The organism is Mesorhizobium sp. M1A.F.Ca.IN.020.06.1.1 (assembly GCF_004023265.1).
Classification (GTDB): Bacteria; Pseudomonadota; Alphaproteobacteria; order Rhizobiales; family Rhizobiaceae; genus Mesorhizobium.
Window position 1 is genome coordinate 1 of record NZ_RZSR01001577.1, and the last position, 730, is coordinate 730.

A 730-nucleotide genomic window follows, 5' to 3' on the forward strand; every position below is an offset into this window, starting at 1 on the left:
AGTCGGAGTGGCTCGCGCATTGGGCCCTCGACGGCAACCAAAGCGGAGGCTTCGAGTTGGTAGCGGTCGTCGACGAAGTCCCCTTCATCGGCGCCGTTTTGGGTGCCCGCCGTTTCCGCGCAAATGGCGGGCATCCAATACCATCCACAATCATTGGAACCAGGAAGTCGCGCGGCCGGCTTCGAAAGCGAGACGACGTTTTGACCTTTATTTCTGCAAAGCCCAATCTGCGAGAGCCCGAAAGCCTGCCCGCGAACGACAATCGCCTCTCCGTCCTCGCCGACACCTCGATTCTCCAATTCCTCAACGACGACGACGATGTCACCGACATCACCAGGCGCGCCGAGCGCCTTGGCAATGCCGTGGTGATTGTTATGGCGCTTTGCCTGATCGTTGCGCCGGCGATTTACCTCACCCTGGCCTACGGCCTGTAGCCGCAAAAAACTCGCCGAGCCTTGCGGCTGTCTCGGCCGGCGCCTCCTCGGGAAAGAAATGCCCGCCGGGCATCGTCCCGCCGCTGACCCCGCCGCTGACCCCGCCGCTGACGTCGTCGGCCCACTCCCGCCACAGTGCCAGCGGACCGCCCTCTCGCGCGTACCATTCGGCGAGCGCGCCATGTCCGCTCCATAGCGCAAGCATCGGGCAGCCGATGCGCCGGCCGGCTTTGCGGTCCGCCTGATCGTGCTCACGGTCGAGCGTCGCTGCCGCACGGTATTCCTCGCAGATGGCG

The 730-nt window shown here is 64.8% G+C and carries 1 protein-coding gene and 1 pseudogene; one reads left to right on the top strand and one right to left on the bottom strand.

Features of this window, described 5'->3' with window-relative positions:
- Nucleotides 1-200 precede the first annotated feature (200 nt).
- Nucleotides 201-434 (top strand): hypothetical protein, encoded by a 234-nt coding sequence (locus EOA60_RS35645; protein ID WP_095824505.1) that lies wholly within the window; start codon nt 201-203, stop codon nt 432-434.
- Here the strand turns inward: EOA60_RS35645 and EOA60_RS35650 are convergent.
- Nucleotides 412-730 (bottom strand): annotated as a pseudogene (locus EOA60_RS35650) (alpha/beta hydrolase); the annotation flags it as partial. The gene EOA60_RS35645 and the pseudogene EOA60_RS35650 overlap by 23 nt on opposite strands.